This is a genomic window from Rhizobacter sp. OV335 (assembly GCF_900142965.1).
Taxonomy (GTDB): domain Bacteria; phylum Pseudomonadota; class Gammaproteobacteria; order Burkholderiales; family Burkholderiaceae_C; genus Rhizobacter.
In genome coordinates this window covers 38716-57567 of record NZ_FRCQ01000017.1, presented here as the reverse complement: position 1 = coordinate 57567, position 18852 = coordinate 38716, and the positions used below count along the sequence as shown (strand labels likewise).

Annotated in this window: 14 protein-coding genes and 1 pseudogene; 9 read left to right on the top strand and 6 right to left on the bottom strand. The window is 69.7% G+C overall.

What is annotated here, in order from left to right:
* Nucleotides 1-72 precede the first annotated feature (72 nt).
* The 3 genes from BUE42_RS18075 to BUE42_RS18065 form a co-directional block, all read right to left on the bottom strand.
* Entirely contained in the window at nucleotides 73-1095 is a 1023-nt protein-coding gene (locus BUE42_RS18075; protein WP_073466650.1) for a DNA topoisomerase IB, read from the bottom strand.
* A 22-nt stretch (nucleotides 1096-1117) separates the two neighbouring features.
* Nucleotides 1118-1672 (bottom strand): outer membrane beta-barrel protein, encoded by a 555-nt coding sequence (locus BUE42_RS18070; protein ID WP_073466649.1) that lies wholly within the window; start codon nucleotides 1670-1672, stop codon nucleotides 1118-1120.
* A gap of 88 nt (nucleotides 1673-1760) precedes the next feature.
* Entirely contained in the window at nucleotides 1761-2222 is a 462-nt protein-coding gene (locus tag BUE42_RS18065) for a PA2169 family four-helix-bundle protein (protein ID WP_073466648.1), read from the bottom strand.
* A gap of 179 nt (nucleotides 2223-2401) precedes the next feature.
* Here BUE42_RS18065 and rpoN point away from each other — a divergent pair, with 179 nt between their 5' ends.
* Nucleotides 2402-3871 (top strand): RNA polymerase factor sigma-54, encoded by a 1470-nt coding sequence (gene rpoN, locus BUE42_RS18060; protein WP_073466647.1) that lies wholly within the window; start codon nucleotides 2402-2404, stop codon nucleotides 3869-3871.
* A 155-nt stretch (nucleotides 3872-4026) separates the two neighbouring features.
* Nucleotides 4027-5985 carry a hybrid sensor histidine kinase/response regulator gene (locus BUE42_RS18055; RefSeq protein WP_073466646.1) on the top strand — a complete coding sequence of 653 codons (1959 nt, stop codon included), beginning with the start codon at nucleotides 4027-4029 and terminating at the stop codon, nucleotides 5983-5985.
* 2 nt (nucleotides 5986-5987) lie between these two features.
* Here the strand turns inward: BUE42_RS18055 and BUE42_RS18050 are convergent, their stop codons facing one another.
* Entirely contained in the window at nucleotides 5988-7439 is a 1452-nt protein-coding gene (locus BUE42_RS18050; RefSeq protein WP_073466645.1) for a sigma-54-dependent transcriptional regulator, read from the bottom strand.
* A 121-nt stretch (nucleotides 7440-7560) separates the two neighbouring features.
* On the opposite strand from BUE42_RS18050, the gene BUE42_RS18045 reads away from it, so the two are divergent.
* Nucleotides 7561-7899, top strand: coding sequence for a DUF1003 domain-containing protein (locus tag BUE42_RS18045; protein ID WP_073466644.1), 339 nt, complete (start codon nucleotides 7561-7563; stop codon nucleotides 7897-7899).
* Between the two features lie 205 nt (nucleotides 7900-8104).
* Here the strand turns inward: BUE42_RS18045 and BUE42_RS18040 are convergent, their stop codons facing one another.
* Entirely contained in the window at nucleotides 8105-8383 is a 279-nt protein-coding gene (locus BUE42_RS18040; protein WP_073466643.1) for a hypothetical protein, read from the bottom strand.
* Between the two features lie 291 nt (nucleotides 8384-8674).
* Here BUE42_RS18040 and BUE42_RS18035 point away from each other — a divergent pair, with 291 nt between their 5' ends.
* Nucleotides 8675-9184: a hypothetical protein gene (locus BUE42_RS18035; protein WP_073466642.1), complete on the top strand. Its 510-nt coding sequence runs from the start codon at nucleotides 8675-8677 to the stop codon at nucleotides 9182-9184.
* A 10-nt stretch (nucleotides 9185-9194) separates the two neighbouring features.
* On the opposite strand, the gene BUE42_RS18030 is transcribed toward BUE42_RS18035, so the two are convergent.
* Nucleotides 9195-11114, bottom strand: coding sequence for a GGDEF domain-containing protein (locus BUE42_RS18030; protein WP_073466641.1), 1920 nt, complete (start codon nucleotides 11112-11114; stop codon nucleotides 9195-9197).
* Between the two features lie 244 nt (nucleotides 11115-11358).
* Here BUE42_RS18030 and BUE42_RS18025 point away from each other — a divergent pair, with 244 nt between their 5' ends.
* From BUE42_RS18025 to BUE42_RS33465, 5 genes and pseudogenes are all read left to right on the top strand, one after another.
* Nucleotides 11359-13635 carry a type I secretion system permease/ATPase gene (locus BUE42_RS18025; RefSeq protein ID WP_159445451.1) on the top strand — a complete coding sequence of 759 codons (2277 nt, stop codon included), beginning with the start codon at nucleotides 11359-11361 and terminating at the stop codon, nucleotides 13633-13635.
* The gene (locus tag BUE42_RS33075) at nucleotides 13632-15038 is read left to right on the top strand and encodes an HlyD family type I secretion periplasmic adaptor subunit (protein WP_073466640.1); all 1407 of its coding nucleotides are present in this window, start codon (nucleotides 13632-13634) and stop codon (nucleotides 15036-15038) included. Before BUE42_RS18025 ends, BUE42_RS33075 begins: the two co-directional genes overlap by 4 nt.
* A gap of 1 nt (nucleotide 15039) precedes the next feature.
* Complete coding sequence (locus BUE42_RS33070) at nucleotides 15040-15429, top strand: hypothetical protein (protein ID WP_073466639.1); 390 nt, start codon at nucleotides 15040-15042, stop codon at nucleotides 15427-15429.
* Nucleotides 15426-18047: a cupin-like domain-containing protein gene (locus BUE42_RS31660; RefSeq protein ID WP_083614236.1), complete on the top strand. Its 2622-nt coding sequence runs from the start codon at nucleotides 15426-15428 to the stop codon at nucleotides 18045-18047. Before BUE42_RS33070 ends, BUE42_RS31660 begins: the two co-directional genes overlap by 4 nt.
* Before the next feature lie 77 nt (nucleotides 18048-18124).
* Nucleotides 18125-18852: pseudogene (locus tag BUE42_RS33465) on the top strand (hypothetical protein); the annotation flags it as partial.

The window sequence follows — 18852 nt, the reverse complement described above, 5'->3', positions numbered from 1 at the left end:
TCCACCACTGTCCTTGTGGCGGCGATTATGACCAGCGGCCCGGCACGGCCCGGACGCTCTTTCGGGGGGTTGTCAGGCGGCGGTGAGGTAGGCGATCAACTGCCGCTCGGCCACCGACCAGCCGCGCCGGCGGCGCAGCGCGGCCAAACCCTCGCCGGCGGCGCGCAGGCGATCGGGCGTGGCTTCGAGCACCCGCGGGTGCACGTACGACTTGCGGCACACCGCCACCGTGTTGCCCAGGCGCTTCGCGACGTCGGCCAGCACGTCGTTCAACTCGCGCCGCGTGAAGCCGTCGCTGTCGGTGTGCTCCTCGGTGCGTTCGCCGGGCAGTTCCCCCAGCAGCGCCAGCGCATGCACGCTCGCATGCCAGGTGCGGAAGTTCTTCGCGGTGAACTCGGCACCGCTCGCCTCGCGCAGGTAGTCGTTGACGTCTTCGCTGCCGATGCCGTGCAGCTCGCCATCGTCGCCCGCGTACTGGAACAAGGCCTGCCCGGGCATCGCCTGGCAGCGGCGCACCACCCGCGCGACCCGCGGGTCCTCCAGCGCCACGCGGTGCAGCACGCCGCTCTTGCCGCGGAACTGCAGCGTGATCTCGGGGCCGTTCACCTGCGCATGGCGGTTGCGCAACGTGGTCAGGCCGTACGAGCCGTTGCTGCGCGCGTACTCGTCGTTGCCGATGCGCACGAGGGTGGTGTCCAGCAGCCGCACCACGGTGGCCAGCACGGTCTCGCGCCCGGGCCGCGCGCTCGTCACCTTCAGGTCGCGCTGAACCCGGGCGCGGATGCGCGGCAACGCATCGCCGAACTCCAGCATGCGGTCGAACTTGTAGTCATCGCGCACCCGCCGCCACTCGGCGTGGTAGCGGTACTGCTTGCGGCCGCGCGCGTCGCGTCCGGTGGCCTGCACATGGCCGCGCGGCGACGGGCAGATCCACACCTGCGTGTACGCCGGCGGGATCGCCAGCCGCCGGATGCGCTCCAGTTCGCTGCGCTCGCGCACCGGCCGGCCATCGGGTGCGATGTAGCTGAACCCCTTGCCCCGGCGCGCGCGGCGGATGCCGGGCACCGTGTCGCTCACGTACTGCAGGCGCTCCATCGCCGGCACGTCGCTGCAGGGGTCAGTACCGGTAGATCAGGCCCAGCGACGTCAGGTCGACATCCTGCCGCCCGCCGACGAAGCGGAACTGCTGGCGCTCCCACTCCAGCGCCAGCGTCCAGTTGCGTCCGAAGTCCACCGCGGCCCCGACCGCGCCGGTCGCGCCGAACCCCTTGTCGTCGCCGGTCGCCACCGGCTGGCCGGCAGCGGCGCTCACGTCGGTGCGGCCGTAGGTGGTGCCGAGCTTGCCGTAGATGTGGAACATGTCCCCCAGCGGGACCTGGCCGATCAGGCTCAGGTTGACGCCGCGCGCCTTCGCGCTGCCGCCCGCGCGGTCGGCATGGCGCATGTCGACGTAGCCCAGCTCGATGCCCAACCACTCATTGACGGCGGCGCCGGCATAGACCTTCCACGCGCCGCTCGCGTTGTCGCACGATGCCTGGACGCCGCAATCGGTGTTGTATTCGGCGCGGCCGCCGTTCAGGCCGATGTAGCCGTGCTCGCCCGACTGCGCGAGGGCCGTCGAGGACACGAAAACGGCGGCGATGCCGATCGACACACGCAAGCGCTGGTTCATGAAGTGCTTCCTGCAAAAACGACCGGGTGAAGTTTTCTGACGCCGGTAAGAACATCGGCAGCATTTACGTGCCGCCGATGCCCCCCGGTCACGACGAGGTCTTCGCGCGTTCGCGATCGCGCAGCATCTTGATCTGGTCGTGGTTGCGCTGCACGCCGAGCTGCATGCGCGCGACGATCGACTTCACCGGCTCCGGCAGGTCGTCATCGCGCAGTGCAGCGCGGTAGCGGGCCAGCGCCGCGTCTTCGCCGCGCTCGCATTCATCCAGCATCGCCTGGTCGGTGTAGCCCACCAGCGAGCCGCGCACCGCGACCCAGCCGCGGTGCAGCGAGCCGGCGGCGGTGCCGTCGTCTTCCGGTTCGCCGCCGTACTGCGCCACCAGCGGGGCCAGCTCTTCGGCCGAGCGGCGGCATTCGTTGGCGCGTTGCGTGAACAGCGTGCGCAGCTCTTCCGACTGCACGTGCTTCGCGCAGGCGAGGAAGCCGAACTCACCGTCCTTCGAGGTCTCGATCAGGTCGTTCAGGGTGTCGACGATGTCATCGTGGCTCATGGTCAGTTCCTTTCAGTTGGAGGCCGTGAGGCCCGTGCCCCTCTTCGGCAGTTGGCGTGCCCGGTGGCACATGTGTTGCAGAGTGATGAATGAGCAGTTCCCCCTGCGAGGCATCGTCCTACGGCGAGCTTCCGATGGGGCGCAAACACAGCAACGACAAGCATCAAGGAGACCGCGGAATGAATGCACCGATCCTTCGAACCGATGCGCGGCAGATCCAGGGCCTGACGCCGCGCCTGCAGCGCGCGGTGCGCCTGCTGCAGCTGTCGTCGCAGGACTTCGTCCAGGAGATCCGCGACAGCATGGTGACCAATCCCTTCCTCGAGCTGGAAGAGGCCGGGCCCGAGAGCACCGCAACGGCCGTGCACGATCCGTCGCTGGCCGAGGCGCTGCCGATCGCCGAGCTGAATGCGCTGACGCCGGCCAACGACGCGACGATGGACACCCTGCCATCCGCCGACGCCGACATGGCCTTCGAGCGCGACAGCTGGCAGGCCGGGCCGGGCAGCATCAGCGGAAGCGGTTCCGGCGACAGCGACATCAGCGCGATGGAGCTGGTCGCCGCCGATGTCGACCTGCGCCAGCACCTGCGCTCGCAGATCAACATGCTGCCGCTCGGCGAGCGCGACCACGCCCTCGCCTGCACCATCATCGAATCGCTCGACGACGACGGCTACCTGCGCACCGGCCTCGATGAACTCGCCGAGCTGGCGGCGCTGTCGCCGGCGGTCGATGGCTGCGAGATGAGCACCGCGCTGAAACTGGTGCAGTCGCTCGAACCGGCCGGCGTGGCCGCGCGCAGCGTCGCCGAATGCCTGCTGCTGCAGCTGCCGCAGATCGAGGATGCCGAAGAGCGCGCACTGGCCGAGCGCATCGTCGCGCAGCACCTGGCGCAACTGGCGCAGCGCGACATCGCCGGCATCGCGAAGGCGCTGGGCGAGACCGCCGCGCGCGTGGCCGCCGCCTGCGACCGCATCCGCCACCTCGACCCGCGCCCGGGCTGGCGCTACGGGGCCGAGAACCTGAACTACGTGACGCCGGACGTGATCGTCAGGAAGGTGCGCGGCACCTGGGCCGCCGCGCTGAACCACGCGGTGATCCCGCGCGTGAAGCTGAACCAGATGTATGCGAGCCTGTTCCAGCAGCACCGCGGCGGCGGCCACGGCGAGATGGCGGCCCACCTGCAGGACGCGCGCTGGACGGTGCGCAACGTGCAGCAGCGCTTCTCGACCATCCTGTCGGTGGCGCAGGCCATCCTGCGGCGCCAGCACCGATTCCTCGACGTCGGCCCGCTCGCGATGAAGCCGCTCGGCCTGCGCGAGATCGCCGACGAGGTCGGCATCCACGAATCCACCGTCTGCCGTGTGACGAACAACAAGTACATGGCGACGCCGGTCGGCGTGTTCGAGCTGAAGTACTTCTTCTCGCGCGGCATGAACACCGCCAGCGGCGGCAGCACCTCGCCGACCGCGGTGCGCGGCGTGATCCAGGGGATCATCGAATCGGAAGACCCGAAGATGCCGCTGTCGGACTCCCAGATCGCCCGCCTGCTGCTGCGCCAGGGCCTGACGGTGGCGCGCCGCACGGTCACCAAGTACCGGCAACTGCTGAAGGTGGAGCCTGTCGAACGCCGCCGCCGCGCCGCCTGAGCTAGGGTTTTCCCGGCGCGCGGACTTGCAAAAAGTCACAAAACGCGCAGGCACGACACTTGCCAGTAAAAGGCAAGCGGCCAGCCGACAGCAGATGTCGGCCCCGTCCGACAGACCCCGGCCCGCGACCGACTGCGGGCCCCCGAAAGCCTTTCATGCAGGACCGCGCCCTCACGCTCGATGCCATCGGCCCCTCGCTGTTCGACCGGCTGCCGCAAGCGGCCCTGCTCGTCGATGCACAGGGGCACGTGCTGGCTGCCAACCGCGCGGCCCAGGCGCTGGTGCGTGGCGGCGACCTGCCGTCCGACCTGCTGCGCTTCGCGCCGTCGCTCGCGATGGGGCGCGCACTGGCGGCCGGCGAGGAGTGGGCCGGCGAGGTGTCGGTCGGCTCAGGCGACGGCGTGCGGCCGTTCGACGCGCAGCTGTTGCAACTTCAGCCGCAAGTTCATCCGCAAGTTCATCCGCAAGTTCAGCCGCAACTTCGGAAGCACGATTCGCCCGCCGCAGACGACGCCCGCTTCGTCTGCCTGCTACAGCCGTCGCCGGTGCGCGGGCGCGACGGCGAGCGCGATTTCCGCAGCATGGCCGATGCCGCGCCGGTGATGATCTGGCTGGCCGGCCCGGACCGCTGGTGCGAATGGGTCAACAAGCCGTGGCTGCAGTTCACCGGCACCACGCTCGACGAAGAGCGCGGCAACGGCTGGACCCAGGTGGTGCACCCGGAGGACCTGGAGCGCTGCATGGGCATCTACTCGACCAGCTTCCATGCGCGCCAACCCTTCGTGATGGACTACCGGCTGCGCCGCCACGACGGCCTCTACCGCTGGGTGCTCGACAACGGCGTGCCGCACACCAGCGGCGACGGGCGCTTCCTCGGCTACGTCGGCAGCTGCGTCGACATCCACGAACGCAAGGAACTCGAGGAGCGCCTGGCCGAGCGCACGCAGGCGATGCGCCTGTCCGACCGGCGCCAGGGCGAGTTCCTCGCGCTGCTGTCGCACGAGTTGCGCAACCCGCTGGCACCGATCGCGAACGCTGCGAGCGTGCTGCGCACGATGGAGGCCGAGAACCCGACGATCGGGCGGCTGCGCGAGATCGTCGAGCGGCAGGTGACGCGGCTGCGGCGGTTGATCGATGACCTGGTCGACGTGACGCGCGTCGCGCAGGGCCAGATCACGCTGATCAAGGAGCCGGTGGCGGTCGACACGGTGGTGCGCGGCGCGCTCGACGGCCTGCGCACGAAGCTGAGTGCGGCCGGCCACACGCTGAAGACCGAGTTCCCGAAGGAGCCGGCCTGGGTCGACGGCGATGCGCTGCGGCTCGCGCAGGCGGTGTCGGCGATCGTCTACAACGCATCGATCTTCTCGCGCGACCCGGGCGAGATCGCGGTGTCGGTGCAGTCACGTGGCGGCCCGGGGAATGCGCAAGGGAATGGTCAAGGGACGGGCCAGGTGCTGGTGCGCGTGAAGGACCGCGGGCAAGGCATCGCCGCCGATTTCCTGCCGCATGTGTTCGAGTTGTTCGCGCGCCACGATGCCGGCACCGCGGCACGCCGGCCGGGGCTGGGGGTCGGGCTCACGCTGGCGCGGCGCATCGCGATGCTGCACGGCGGCGACATCTCGGCGTCGAGCGACGGGCCGGGACTGGGTGCGGAGTTCGTGATCAGCCTGCCGCAGGTGGCCTCGCCGAGCGCCACCAACGGTTCGCGCCAGAAGCCGCTGGTGATGGTGCCCGAGGAAACCTACCGCGTGCTGGTGATCGACCCGGATCCTGAAACACGCGACGTGCTGCGCCTGCAGATGGAGCTGTGGGGCCACGAGGTGCAGACGGCGCCGACGCCGGAGGCCGGGCTGCGCATCGCGCGCACCCAGCGGCCGCAGATCGTGCTGTGCGACATCAGCCATCCCGACTTCGAGGCGGCCGCGCTGCTCGAGCCGCTGCGCAGTCATCTGGTCGGCGTGCCGGTGTTCTTTGCGGCACTGAATGCACGGGGTCGCAGCGACGACGACGAGGCGCGTGCGCTGGAGGCGGGGTTCGATGCCTACCTGGTGAAGCCGCTGCGACCGGAAAACCTCGGCCGCCTGTTGCACGCCGTCGCGACGCGGACCGCGTAGATTCAGGACGACGCCCAGCTCCGGTCTTCGAGTCCGCCCGGCCGCGTTTCGAGCGCACCGTCGGCTCCTGCAAGACCGGCCGCCTGGTATTCCTTCAGCCGGTTGTAGAGCGTCTTCAGGCTGATCCCGAGCGTCGCGGCGGTCTTCTCCTTGTGGCGCCCGAGGTACTCGAGCGTCGCGAGCGTCACCTGCCGCTCGATCTCGGCCAGCGGCGTGCCGACCCACACGGTGATCGCGGGCGCCCCACCCTCGACCACGATCGGAGAGGTCGGGATCGATGCGCCCGACACCTCGCCGTCCGGCGATTGCGGCAGGCACTCGTCGTCGATCAGGCTGTCGAGCGCCATCACGTACGAGCGGTACACCACGTTGCGCAGCTCGCGCACGTTGCCCGGCCATTCGTAGCGCGCGAGGCGTTGCAGCGCCTGCGGCGAAAACCGCTTGGCCATGCCTTCGCGCTCCGAGATCTGCTGCACGAAATGCTCGGCCAGCAGCGGCACGTCTTCGGACCGCTGGCGCAGCGCGGGCAGGTGGATCGGGAACACGTTCAGGCGGTACAGCAGGTCTTCGCGCAGCTTGCCGCTGGCCACCGCCTGCAGCGGGCTGCGGTTGGTGGCCGCGATCATCCGCACGTCGGTCTCGAGCGTCTGCGTGGAGCCGACCCGCATGAAGGTGCCGGTTTCGAGCACGCGCAGCAGCTTGACCTGCAGGTCGAGCGGCATCTCGGTGATTTCGTCGAGGAACAGCGTGCCGCCGCTCGCGCGCTCGAAGAAGCCCTGGTGCTGCCGGTCGGCGCCGGTGAAGCTGCCCTTCTCGTGGCCGAAGATCTCGCTCTCGATCAGGTGCGGCGAGATCGCGCCGCAGTTCACCGCGAGGAAAGGCTTGCCGCGCCGGCGGCTCAGGTCGTGCACCGTGCGCGCGACCACCTCCTTGCCGGTGCCGCTCTCGCCGGTGATGAACACCGTCACGGCCGTGCCGGCCACGCGCGCCACCTGGTCGTAGACACGGCGCATCGGCGCCGCACGGCCCCACAGCGCACCGAAATGGCCTTCGCTCTCCAGCGTGGCCAGCAGGTCCGACGATTCCGCCTTCAGCACCGACGGCTTGGTCACGCGCGACAGCACGCCCTTCAGCTGCTTCAGGCTCATCGGCTTGACGAGGTAGTCGGCCGCGCCCAGCCGCAGTGCCTGGATCGAGGTGTCGAGGCTCGCCTGGCCGGTCATCAGCACCACATCGGTGTTCGACATGCCCTTGGCCTCGTTCAGCAGCTCCATCCCGTTGCCGTCGGGCAGCATCAAATCCAGCAGCACGATGTCGGGTTCCTGCAGCGCCAGTTGCCGGCGCGCATCGCGCAGCGACCCCGCGGTGGCCACGGTGAAGCCCTCGCTCGCGATCAGCATCGCCATCGTTTCGGCCGAATCCGGCTCGTCATCCACCACCAAGGCGTGCGGCATCACAGAACTCCTCTTGCGGACCGGAAGGCCCGCAGCAAGCGGCCCGGACACGCCGGGACCACGCGGAACCGTCGGGCACAGCGATTGCCATGACGGTTCATCGACCACTCCACCGCTGACCATGCGCCGGTCACCATCCGCTTGCATCCTCGTTAGCCAGAACCATGCCGCCCGCACCAGCGAACGGCGCCGCCCGCTCGACCTGCAGATCACGCTGCCAGCCGAACAGGAGAACACCAAAATATTGCAGAGGCTTGACCGCATCGAGCAGTCGATGCGGTCCTACAAGCTGGCGCAGCGGATCGACAAGGTGGCCTCGGACAAGGCCTGGGCGGACAAGCCGCAAAGCACGCCACCCGCACTCGACGAGGCGCCGTCGATTCCTGCCGTCTTCGTTACTGCTGATCACCGGGTCGTTCCCTTGTCGAGCCGAGCCAGCGGCCAAAGTGGGCGACGATAGCCTGCACCACTGGGCCCACCCGCTTGCAGTGGTAACGAGGCGTCAATGCGGATGTCTGCAGTGCTGTGGCACGCCTTGCGAGTTGTCACACACGCGGGTGGCGCATGCGTCGGCCTGTGTCGCTGTGCCAACGCCGTGCGCGGCACCTTCACTCCGGGGATGGACAGGCGGTGGCACCACATCGGGACAGCCTTCTGCATCGGGATCAGCCGAGTGCGAAGCAACGCAGGTGCAGGTCGGCAGCCGCCGCGGTGCCGCTGAGGCGAACCTGCTTCGCACAGGCCCGCAGCGCATGTGAAACCGCTGCCACCAGCTTCGACGGCGGGCGCACCGCACGGCCTTCGCGCAGCAGGCTGTCGACCAGGAAACCATCCTCGTCGATCATCTCGGCGAGCAGGCGTTCCTGCTCGTCGAACAGCACCGCACGCGGCGATTCCTTCGAGCCGAAAAGCAACAGGTAGCGGGCGCAGTTGTTCTTGGTCATGGCGGCGTTCTTGGGTGTCAACATCTTGAGGGCGGATGCTCCCCCAGGTCGGCCGCCCGGGCCAGTCGCCAGCACCGGATTCGAACGTCGGAAAACGCCTACGCGGTCCTACAAGGGCTGTCCCCCCTGAAATGGACAGAGTGGCCTCCGCGCCGACCTACGACGCGCCCTCCTCCCCTCCTACACCGGCTCGGGCCGGTGGCTGCTGGGCGGGCGCCCGGGCCCCGCCTATCGTTGCGCCACGCGATCGTCGTCATGGATCGCCGCCCATCCACCCGGGAGTTCATCCACATGCAAGCCCAAGCCGCCCCCGCCGTCACCCGCTCCCGCGAAGCCGGCTTGCCGATGCCGCACGACGTGCACCCATGGAATGCCCCCGGCCAGGACGTCGGGCTGGTGATCGACCGCGACCGGCAGTTCGTGCAGATGCTGCGCCACTACCGCGAGAGCGGCGGCCTGGCGCGCGGCGACGAGGTGGTGGAGCGGCTCACGCAGTGCGGCGGCCGCGGCGTACCGACGCTGGCGCGGCAGATCGTCGAGCGCAGCGTGCTGAGCTTCGAATGGCGCGGCGAGCTGTGGCTGCCGATGTTCCAGTTCGAGCGCACCGACATGGCGCTGAAGGCCGGCCCGCAACAGGTGGCGAGCGAACTGGCCTCGGCCTTCGATGCCTGGAACACCGCGTTCTGGTTCGTGCAGCCGAACCCGTGGCTGAAGGGGCGGATGCCGGTCGACGTGATCAACACCGAGCTGGCCGAGGTGATCCAGGCCGCAAGAACCGACCGCTTCGTCGCGGCGGGATGACGCAGGGACCTCAGGACGTGACGCTGCCCGCCGGCACCACCTGCGCAGGCGCCTCGGCGGCGGCGGTGCCCCGCACCGGCGGCAAGCCCATCGCGCCGATGCGCGCCACGCAGCGGTTGCGACCGCTGCGCTTGGCCTCGTAGAGCGCCTCGTCGGCGCGCCGCAGCACGCTGCTGACGGTGTCGCCGCTCTCGGCGAGCGTGATGCCGATGCTGATCGTGATGTTGCGGTCCGGCAGCCAGCGCGACACGTCCAGCTCGGCCACCTTCTGGCGCAGCCGCTCGGCCGCGGCGATCGCGGTGTCGATGTCGACCTCGGGCAGCACGACGATGAACTCCTCGCCGCCCAGCCGGCCCAGCTCGACCGGCGCACGGCCGCTGTCGCGCAGCACCGTGGCGATCGCCCGCAGGATGTCGTCGCCGACCAGGTGGCCGTGCTCGTCGTTGATCATCTTGAAGAAATCGAGGTCGACGATCAGCAGCGCGCAGGCCTGCCGCTGCGCCAGCAGCCCCTGCAGCTTGCCCAGCACGTGGCGGCGGTTCGGCAGGTGCGTCAGCTCGTCGGTCATCGCGAGGTCTTGCATGCGGTGGCTGGTGCGGCGGTGGCGCCAGACCAGCACCCCCATCACGACCACCAGCAACGCGGCCAGCGCGATCACCACCGCGCGCAGCGCGCTGGCCCGACGCTCCTGGTCGAGCGCGCGCTCGGTGGCCGCCTTCTCGCGCATCAGCAGCTGGTTTTCCTTGTCCTTCGCGGCGCTGTCGAACTCGACCTTCAGCGTCGCGAAACGCTGGTCGAGCTGGCGGTGCAGCAACTCGTCGGAGACCGCCTTGTACTTCTGCTGCTGCTCGAAGGCGCCGTGCCAGTCGCCCTGGTCGGACAGCGCCGTCGCCAGCTCGCCATAGGTGGTGGCCAGCTCGGCCCGCGAATCGGCGGTGGAGAAGACCTTCTGCGCCTCGCCCAGCGCCGCCAGGGCCTCGACCGGCCGGCGCAGCAGGCGCATCGCGATGCCGCGCTGCAGCAGGATCTGCGCGCGCAGGCGTTCGTCGGGCGTGCGGTGGTGCAGTTCGCTCGCCTGGTCGAGCAGGCCGAGCGCACCGGACGCATCGCCACGCGCGTTGCGCACGCTGGCCAGCCCGCGCAGCGCATAGGCCTCGCCGCGCGGGTAGCCGATCTCGCGGCTCAGCGCCAGCACCGCCTCGAAGGCGTGCTGCGCGGCGTCCCAGTCCTTCAGGTTCTCGAGCGCCCGGCCCAGGTTGTGCTGCGTGACGGCCTGCTCGCGGCGCAGTCCGGCGGCCTGCTGGGCCTTCAGCGCCGCCTCGAAGTAGTAGCGCGCCTGCGCGTGGTCGCCCATGCGGTTGTACAGGATCGCGATCGCGTTCAGCGAGGTCAGCGCCTGTTGCGGCATGCCCAGCCGCTCGTACAGCTGGTTGGCCAGGCGCAGGTCGAACAGGCCGTTGGCGAACTCGCCGCGCACGCCGCGCAGGTAGCCGCGGCGGTACAGGCCGTCGGCGCGCTGCTCGTCGTCGTGCAGCTGCTCGGCGACCGCGACCGACTGCTCGTACAAGGCCATCGCCTGCACGCTGTCGCCGGCCAGCTCGCGCAGGTCGCCCTCGCAGCCGAGCAGGCTGGGGCGCAGGCGCGGCGCGCGCGGCAGCAGCGCGCGGCCCTGGGCCAGGTGGTCCTCGGCGGCGGCGCGGTCGCGCTCGGCGTGGTAATCGCACAGCAGCCAATGGGCGAGCACCAGCGTGTCGGGGTCGGCGGCCGCGCCGGCCCGACCGAGGTCGGCCAGCGCCTGCTCGGCCAGCTTGCGGCCCTGCTCGGGGTCGCTGCGCATCGCGGCGCGGCTGCGCTCGAGCATCGATCGCGCCGGGGTGTCGGACGCAGGCGTGGGCGCCGCCGCCACGATGGCAGACAGTGTCAGGAGCATGACAGGCAGGCAGCGCACGACGGGCAGGAGGCAGCGGGGTGACAAGCGCGCATTGTCGCCCACGGTTACACCCGCCAACGCGCGCCACAGCGGCGCGCACCTCGCGTTGGCGAGAACGAATGCCCATCGAAGCCGACGCGATGACACATCTGGATACAGGGCTTCCCCCTAGTCCGATCCCTTTCATTTTTGGATGTGTCATGCAAAATCATCCGACACAAAAACGAATGGGCAGGGAGAAGCGATGTCCAGCCAGGCAGTACCCGGGGCGCAGCCGCGCCCCGAATCGACGCTTGCCGTGGACGCGGCGCCTCCCTCGCCGCAACCGCCGGGTGATGGCGACGCCTTGCCCCCGCCCACGCCCGGTCCCGCCAGCGGCCTGCAGGCCTTGTGCCTGGTGGCCCGCCTCCACCATGTGGCCGCCGATCCGGCCCAGCTCGCGCACCAGCTCGGCTGGCAACCCGGCCACGCGCCCGACGTCACCGACCTGCTGCTGGCAGCGCAACAGCTGGGCCTGAAGGCGCGGCTCAGCCGCAGCAGCCCCGAGCGCCTGAACCTCGCCCCGCTGCCGGCGCTCGCGCTGCTGGACGACGGGTCCGGCGGCCGCAAGGTGGTGGTGCTCGCGCAATGCGACGGCCAGCGCGTGCTCTACCAGGATCCAGGCGCCGACATCCCGGGCGGCCGTCCGGTGATCGAGCCGCTCGGCGTGTTCGCCGGACGCTGGGATGGCGCGCTGATCCTCGTCACCAGCCGCGCCTCGCTGGCCGGCGCCCTCGCCCAGTTCGATTTCAGCTGGTTCGTGCCCAGCCTCGTGAAGCACCGGCGGCTGCTCGGCGAGGTGTTGCTGGTGTCGCTGTTCCTGCAGCTGTTCGCGCTCGTCAGCCCCCTGTTCTTCCAGGTCGTGATGGACAAGGTGCTGGTGCACCGCGGCGTCTCGACGCTCAACGTGCTGGTGGTCGGCCTGGTCGTCATCGTGGTGTTCGAGAGCGTGCTGTCGCTGCTGCGCACCTACCTGTTCAGCCACACCACCAGCCGCATCGACGTCGAGCTCGGCGCGCGCCTGTTCCGCCACCTGCTGCAGCTGCCGCTCGCCTACTTCCAGGCGCGCCGCGTCGGCCAGTCGGTGGCACGCGTGCGCGAGCTGGAGAACATCCGCAGCTTCCTGACCGGCAATGCGCTGACGTTGGTGCTCGACGTGCTGTTCTCGGTGATCTTCATCGCGGTGATGCTGCTCTACAGCGTGCCGCTGACGCTGATCGTGCTGGTCAGCCTGCCGCTCTACATCGGCCTCAGCCTGATGCTGGTGCCGGTGCTGCGCGCCCGCCTGAACGAGAAATTCGCGCGCGGCGCCGAGAACCAGTCGCTGCTGGTCGAGACGATCAGCGGCATCCAGACCGTCAAGGCGAGCGCACTCGAACCGAGCATCGCGCGGCGCTGGGACGACCAGCTGGCCGCCTACGTGTCGGCGAGCTTTCGCACCAGCACGCTGGCCAGCTACGGCCACGAAGGCATCGGCCTGATCGGCAAGCTGGTGACGGCCGCGACGCTCTGGTACGGCGCGCGCCTCGTGATGGACCAGGAGCTGAGCGTCGGCCAGTTCGTCGCGTTCAACATGTTCGCGCAGCGCGTCGCGCAACCGATCATGCGGATCGCCCAGCTCTGGACCGATTTCCAGCAGACCGGCATCTCGGTGGCGCGGCTCGGCGACATCCTGAACACCCGCACCGAGGTGCCGCCGGCCAATGCCGCGCAGCTGCCGCCGCTGAAGGGCCGCATCCAGTTCGACCAGGTCAGTTTCCGCTATCGCGCCGAGGCGCCGCCGGTGCTGCAGGCGTTGAGCCTGGAGGTGCGCCCCGGCGAGGTGATCGGCATCGTCGGGCGCAGCGGGTCCGGCAAGAGCACGCTGACCAAGCTGGTGCAGCGCCTGTACACGCCCGAGCAGGGGCGCGTGCTGGTGGACGGCATCGACATCAGCCTGATCGACGCGGCGCAGCTGCGCCGCCAGATCGGCGTGGTGCTGCAGGACAACCTGCTGTTCAGCCGCAGCGTGCGCGAGAACATCGCGATCACCGACCCGGCGGCGCCGATCGAGCAGGTGATGCGGGCGGCCCGGCTGGCCGGCGCGCACGAATTCGTCAGCGAACTGCCCGAGGGCTACGACACGCAGGTCGGCGAACAGGGCGCCGGGCTGTCCGGCGGGCAGCGCCAGCGCATCGCGATCGCGCGCGCACTGTTCGGCAACCCGCGCGTGCTGATCCTCGACGAGGCCACCAGCGCACTCGACTACGAGAGCGAGGCCATCCTGCAGCGCAACATGGCCGACATCTGCCGCGGCCGCACCGTGATCGTGATCGCGCACCGGCTCAGCAGCGTGCGCCGCGCCACCCGCATCGTCGCGATGGACAAGGGACGCATCGTCGAGCAAGGCACGCACGACGAGCTGCTGCGCCGGCCGCGCGGGCTGTACGCCGGGCTGTGGGCGATGCAGTCGGGCGTGCCCGAAGGGGTGGTGGCCTCGTGAGCCGGTCGAGCCACCCGCTGCTCGACCTGCTGCGCCACTACCGCGCGGTGTTCCGCGCCGCCTGGGAGCGCCGCGACGAGCTGGCCGGCCCGCGCCGGCTGGCCGACGAAGCCGCCTTCCTGCCAGCGGCACTGAGCCTGCAGGAGACACCGCTGCACCCGGCACCGCGACGCACCGCCTGGGTGATCTGCGCGCTGTTCACGATCGCGCTCGCCTGGGCCATCCTCGGCGAGGTCGACATCGTCGCGGTGGCGCCGGGGCGCATCGTCGTCAGCGAGCGCACGAAGACGCTGCAGCCGCTCGAGACCAGCGTGGTCAAGCGCGTGCTGGTGAAGGATGGCGACGTGGTGCAGGCCGGCCAGGTGCTGGTCGAGCTGGACGCCACCGCCGCCGCGGCCGACGGTGCGAGCGTGGCCGAGCAGTTGAGCGCGATGCTGTCCGAGGAGCGCCGCACGACCGCGCTGCTGCAGGCGCTGCAGGGCGGCCGCCAGCAGCCGGTGGCGCCACCGGGCCTGTCGCCACGCGACGGCGCGCAACTGCACGCCGAGTGGGCCGACATCACCGCCCGGCTGAGCCGGCTGCATGCCGAGCAGACGCGCCGCAAGGCCGAACTCGCCACCGTGCGCGAGACCATCGCCAAGCTGGAGGCGACGCTGCCGATCGCGCGGCGTCGCGAGGCCGATTTCAAGAGCCTGACGGCCCAGGGCTTCATGGGGGCGCATGCCGAGCAGGACCGCACCCGCGAACGCATCGAGCTGGAGCGCGACCTGGCCACCCAGCAGGCCCGGCTGACCGAGGCGCAGGCGGCACTGGCCGAGAGCGACAGCGGGCGCCAGGCCTACCTGGCCGAAACGCAGCGCACGCTGAGCGACCGGCAGGCGCAGGCCGGATCGAAGCGCGAGCAGCTGGCCCAGGAGCGCAGCAAGACCGAGCAGCGCACGCGGCTGACGCAGCTGTCCGCCCCGGTCGGCGGCACGGTGCAGCAGGTGGCGGTGCACACCGAGGGCGGCGTGGTCACGCCGGCCCAGGTGCTGATGGTGATCGTGCCGCGCGATGCGCAGGTCACCGCCGAGGTGGTGGTCGACAACAAGGACATCGGCTTCGTCAACGCCGGCCAGCTGGCGGCGGTGAAGCTGGAGACCTTTCCGTTCACCCGCTACGGCACCGTCGACGCGACGGTGCGCAGCGTGACCGCCGATGCGGTGAACGACGAGAAGAAAGGCGCGATCTTCCCGGCCACGCTGAGCCTGCGGCAGGACTCGATCCAGGTCGACGGCAAGCGCATCCACCTGAGCCCGGGCATGAACGTCACGGCCGAGATCAAGACCGGCCGGCGCCGCGTCATCGACTACCTGCTGAGCCCGGTCCAGACCGCGCTCAGCGAAAGCATGGGGGAACGCTGAGATGCTCACCACGACCTGCCGCGGCCCGATCGTCCGCGCCCTTCGCACCGCGACGCTGGTGCTGGCCGCCGCGCTGCTGGGCGCGCCGCTGGCGGCTTGCGCCCTGCCCGCTTCCGAGTCGGCCGCCACGCCTGCCCCGGCCACGCCTGCCACCGCACGCGAAGCCCGCCCGCTGCGCCTCGACTTTGCCCAGGTCGACCTGCGCGTGCTGCTCGGCATCGTGGCCGATGCGGCCGGCAAGACGCTGCGCCTCGCGCCCGGCATCGGCGGCACCGTCGAGGCCCACTACGCCGCGCCCTGGGACCAGGTGCTCGCGCAGATCGCGCAGCGCCACGGGCTGAAGGCCGTCGTCCAGGGCAACGAGATCCTCGTCAGCAAGGTACCCGCATGAGCAGCATCAAGGCCCCCGCGCACGACGAGACCACCAGCGCCGTGCTGCAGATCCTGGACGCCAGCAAGTCCAACAAGACCTGGTTCGACAGCCGCGGCCTGATCGCCGGCTACCACACCGTCTCGATCGGCGGCGAGAGCTTCCAGGGCCAGCGCGATTCGGCCAAGCGGGTCGCCAAGATCCCGTACGACTTCAGCGGCAAGCGCGTGCTCGACATCGGCTGCTCGAACGGCGGGCTGCTGCACCACCTGTCGGGCGCGATCCGGTTCGGGGTCGGCGTCGACTTCAACACGCGCTGCATCAACGGCGCCAACGCGATCAAGGCGGCCAACGGCACCCACAACGTCCACTTCTACGCCTTCGACCTCGACAAGGACGACCTGTCGCTGCTGAACAGCTTCGTGTTCGGCGAGCGGGTGGACGTCTGCTTCATCCTGAACATCTCGCTGTGGGTGAAGCGCTGGAAGGAGGTCGTGAACCACTGCGCGGCGCTCAGCGACACGCTCGTCTTCGAGGCGCACGGCAACGCGCAGCAGCAGGCCGAGCAGCTGCGCTTCGTGCAATCGGTGTACGGGCAGACGCAGCTGCTGTCGCAGCAATCGGACGACGATCCGACCTATGCGCAGCGCTCGATGTACCTGTGCAGCGACCGCACCGCCGACGAGGGCTCGCCCGACGCGCTGGCCCAGGCCCCGGTGCTCGGCGACGGCGACGAGGGCGCGGTGCGCGCCGCCTGGCGGGCCTGCTTCCCGAATTCGCTGCCGGGCAGCGTGAAGGTGTTCCCGAACACGCACGAGAGCATCGTCGCCGAGATCGATGGCGACCACATCGTCAAGTTTCCGCGCGCGCACCGCGGCGCCACCGGCATCCAGGTGGAGCAGCGCATCACCGATTTCATTCGCGCGCGCGTCGCGGTGCAGGTGCCGAAGATCGAGCTGCACAGCCGGCCGGTGGCACTGGCGCGCTACCCGAAGCTGGATGGCACCGGTTTCGATCGCAACGCCTGGGCCAAGCTGACCGACGCGAAGAAGGACGCGCTGGCCGCGCAGCTGGCCGCCTTCATGCTCGCGCTGCATGCGGTGCCTGCCGTCGAGATCGAGCGCGCCGGGCTGAGCTTCGCGCCCTCGTGGGAGCTGTCGGCCGACCTGATCGAGACCCAGCTCGCGGGCAGCGAGCACCCGGTGCTGCGCAAGCTGGTGCCCGAGGTGGTGCGCAACCACCGCAACCTGAAGGTGCCGGCGAAGCAGCTGGTGCTCGGCCACTTCGACCTGCACGGCGGCAACCTGCTGCTCGATGCCGCGCAGGAGCGGCTGCTCGGCGTCATCGATTTCGGCAACTGCAAGCGCGGCGACCTGCACCAGGATTTCTCGCCGCTGTGCCTGAGCTCGCCCGACCTGGCCGAGCGTGTGATGCGCGCCTACGAGCAGCAGTCGGGCCGCAAGGTGAACCGGCTGATGGTGCAGCACTACGCGACCACGTTCTACCTGAACCTGCTGGCCGGCCTGCAGCGCAACGGCAGCACCGACAAGCAGGCGTACTGGCTGGGCCAGCTCGAAACCTGGTTCAACCACCTGGTGATGGAGCGTGCGAAGGCGCGGCTCGCGAGTGCCAAGCCGGTGTCGGCACTGCCGCCGAGCTGGCGCCAGTGGGTGGCTTCGAACCTGATGAAGGGCAGCGAGGCCTCGACGCTGCAGGGCATCCTGCGCCAGAACGGCTTTGCGGACATCGAATCCGCGGTGGAGCTGGCGCATGCGCAGGCGGATCCGTATGTCGAAGCCGGCCGCGAGATCTTCAAGACGCTGAACAAGCGCAACTGGCTGCTGAAGACCTGCGACACGCTGGCGGCGCTGGACGAGCGCTACGCCACCGCCGTTGAACGCCGCGCGGCGCCGGCCTTCGACGTGTTCGTTCGCGAGTACTACAGCAAGCACCTGCCGGTGCTGCTGACCGGCGGCATTGACCACTGGGCGGCACGCTCGCTGTGGACACCGGAGTACTTTGCCGAGAAGGTCGGCAGCACCGAGATCGAGGTGCAGCACGGCCGCGAGAACGATCCGCTGTACGAGCGCAATTCCGGGCAGCACAAGGCGCGCATGACGATGGCCGAGTTCGTCCGCAAGGTGCGCTCGGTCGATGCGTCGAACGACTTCTACATGACGGCCAACAACATGAAGAACAGCCTGGCCGGGCTGGGGCCGCTGTTCGCCGACACGGGCGACTTCGCGCAGGACTACCGCGACGCGAAAGCGCCGGGCAATGGCCAGTTCCTGTGGTTCGGGCCCAAGGGCACGTTCACGCCGCTGCACCACGACCTGACCAACAACATGCTGATCCAGGTCTACGGGCGCAAGAAGGTGACGCTGATCCCGGCGCTGCAGACGCCGCAGCTCTACAACGACGTGGGCGTGTTCAGTGCCGCGGCGTTTCCGGATTTCGATGCACAGCGGCACCCGCTGATGAAGAGCGCGCGGCCGATCGAGGTGGAGATCGGGCCGGGCGATGCGCTGTTCATTCCGGTGGGCTGGTGGCATTGCGTCGAGAGCCTGGAGGTCTCGATCGGGCTCAGCTTCACGAATTTCAAGGTGACGAACGCGTTCTCCGGGGACTACCCCCGCTGAACGTTTCGGAAGTTTCTGCAGGCGCAAGCAGTACGCCGATCAATCAATCAATCGATCAATAGCCAGGGAGATGGGTCATGGGGATCATGGGCGGCATCGAGTGGACTGCTGAGAAGTACCAGCAATACAAGGAACTGAAGGAAAAGTACGACAACGCGAAGGAGAAGTACGACCAGGCGATGAAGGTCAATGACGCCTACAAGGCGAATGACGCTTTCCAGACGCTGATCGAATCCCTGCGCTTGCTGAACATGTTCAACCCGTCGCCGGTGACGCGCGGGCCGGTCGGGCAATTGATCGATGGCCTGGAGGCCGGCGTGCGGCCGGGCATCGACGCGCTGCAAGGCCGCGGCGACCAGATCGAGCGTGCCATCAACGATGCCACCGGCTACCCGGGCGGCGTGCCGGATGGCGCCCCGCCGGGCATGGAGTACCAGCCGCGCGTGGTGGTCTCCGACGACGGCCGTTCGTTCTGGCAGGGGCCGCCGCTGCTGGTGCCCAAGGGCACGGCCATCCTCGACCGGCCGATCTATATCGACGAACGCGGCAACCCGATCACGCCGCCGCCGGGCGGCTGGCTGGAAACGCCGACACCGCCTCAGCCGACACCGGTGCCGACGCCGCCGGAGCCGACCCCGACCCCGACTCCCCCCGAGCCGACGCCCACGCCGACGCCGCCAGATCCGACGCCTACTCCGCCGACGCCTACTCCGCCGACGCCTACTCCGCCGACGCCCACTCCGCCGACGCCCACTCCGCCGACGCCCACTCCGCCTACGCCTACGCCTACGCCTACGCCTACGCC

What these genes read in the sequence shown, in the direction of transcription:
- BUE42_RS18075 (WP_073466650.1), bottom strand. Translation starts at nt 1,095, where the DNA reads ATGGAGCGCCTGCAGTACGTGAGCGACACGGTGCCCGGCATCCGCCGC.
- BUE42_RS18070 (WP_073466649.1), bottom strand. Translation starts at nt 1,672, where the DNA reads ATGAACCAGCGCTTGCGTGTGTCGATCGGCATCGCCGCCGTTTTCGTG.
- BUE42_RS18065 (WP_073466648.1), bottom strand. Translation starts at nt 2,222, where the DNA reads ATGAGCCACGATGACATCGTCGACACCCTGAACGACCTGATCGAGACC.
- rpoN (WP_073466647.1), top strand. Translation starts at nt 2,402, where the DNA reads ATGAATGCACCGATCCTTCGAACCGATGCGCGGCAGATCCAGGGCCTG.
- BUE42_RS18055 (WP_073466646.1), top strand. Translation starts at nt 4,027, where the DNA reads ATGCAGGACCGCGCCCTCACGCTCGATGCCATCGGCCCCTCGCTGTTC.
- BUE42_RS18050 (WP_073466645.1), bottom strand. Translation starts at nt 7,439, where the DNA reads ATGCCGCACGCCTTGGTGGTGGATGACGAGCCGGATTCGGCCGAAACG.
- BUE42_RS18045 (WP_073466644.1), top strand. Translation starts at nt 7,561, where the DNA reads ATGCGCCGGTCACCATCCGCTTGCATCCTCGTTAGCCAGAACCATGCC.
- BUE42_RS18040 (WP_073466643.1), bottom strand. Translation starts at nt 8,383, where the DNA reads ATGACCAAGAACAACTGCGCCCGCTACCTGTTGCTTTTCGGCTCGAAG.
- BUE42_RS18035 (WP_073466642.1), top strand. Translation starts at nt 8,675, where the DNA reads ATGCAAGCCCAAGCCGCCCCCGCCGTCACCCGCTCCCGCGAAGCCGGC.
- BUE42_RS18030 (WP_073466641.1), bottom strand. Translation starts at nt 11,114, where the DNA reads ATGCTCCTGACACTGTCTGCCATCGTGGCGGCGGCGCCCACGCCTGCG.
- BUE42_RS18025 (WP_159445451.1), top strand. Translation starts at nt 11,359, where the DNA reads ATGTCCAGCCAGGCAGTACCCGGGGCGCAGCCGCGCCCCGAATCGACG.
- BUE42_RS33070 (WP_073466639.1), top strand. Translation starts at nt 15,040, where the DNA reads ATGCTCACCACGACCTGCCGCGGCCCGATCGTCCGCGCCCTTCGCACC.
- BUE42_RS31660 (WP_083614236.1), top strand. Translation starts at nt 15,426, where the DNA reads ATGAGCAGCATCAAGGCCCCCGCGCACGACGAGACCACCAGCGCCGTG.